The organism is Blastomonas sp. CCH1-A6 (assembly GCF_001556365.1).
In the GTDB taxonomy this organism is placed as follows: domain Bacteria; phylum Pseudomonadota; class Alphaproteobacteria; order Sphingomonadales; family Sphingomonadaceae; genus Blastomonas; species Blastomonas ursincola.
Genome location: NZ_LSIS01000361.1, coordinates 1 through 767, shown reverse-complemented (window position 1 = coordinate 767; position 767 = coordinate 1). Strand labels below are relative to the sequence as shown.

The following is a 767-nucleotide window of genomic DNA, read 5'->3' as shown; positions in this document are numbered from 1 at the left end:
ATCCGACGCGCGGCGAGGCGTCACGCCATGCCCCGGAAAGCCGGTCCGATCGCGGTGATGCCGATCGCCACGAGGACCAGGCGACCCGCGAATTGCGCGATGGGTTTGCGACGCAGCGCGACCCCGATCACCACCATCGTCATCACGGCCCGGATCATTCGCCGGAGATCGATGACGACATGGACATGGGGATGTAGCCGATGCTGTCGGTCGCTTCCGTCAAGTCCGCCTCCGGCGCGGCGCAGTATTTCGCCAAGGACGATTACTACACCGCCGAGCATTCGTCCGAGGCGACCGCCTGGGGCGGGGTGGGCGCGGCCGACCTTGGCCTCAAGGGCGAGGTGACCAAGGAAGACTTCGAGAAGATCCTCAACGGCGAGATGCCCGATGGCGAAAAGGTCGGGCAGGTCGAGGGTCGCAGGCTCGGTGTCGACCTGACCTTCTCGATGCCGAAGTCCGCCAGCGTAATGGCCTATGTCGCTTGCGACACCCGTGTCCTCACCGCGCATATGAACGCCGTAAAGGCGACGATGGGATGGGTCGAGAAGACCTTCGCCGAAGGCCGCACCTACGATCAGTCCAGGTCAGGGGATGCGGTGCGAACCGGCAACCTCGTCTATGCGCTGTTCCAGCACGACACGAGCCGCGCTCTCGATCCGCAGGGCCACATCCACGTCCTTATCGCCAACATGACCAAGATGGCGAACGGGGCATGGCAGGCGCTCCACAACCAGCAGCTCTGGAAGAACAACACCACGATCGGCGCG

At 64.3% G+C, this 767-nt stretch carries 2 protein-coding genes; both read left to right on the top strand.

Annotation, left to right across the window (positions count from 1 at the left end):
* Positions 1-197, top strand: a 197-nt coding sequence (locus AX735_RS26455) for a hypothetical protein (protein WP_231750157.1), incomplete at its 5' end; no start/stop codon positions are given.
* A gap of 3 nt (positions 198-200) precedes the next feature.
* The coding region (mobF, locus tag AX735_RS16920) for a MobF family relaxase (RefSeq protein WP_156447533.1) at positions 201-767 on the top strand (567 nt) is incomplete at its 3' end.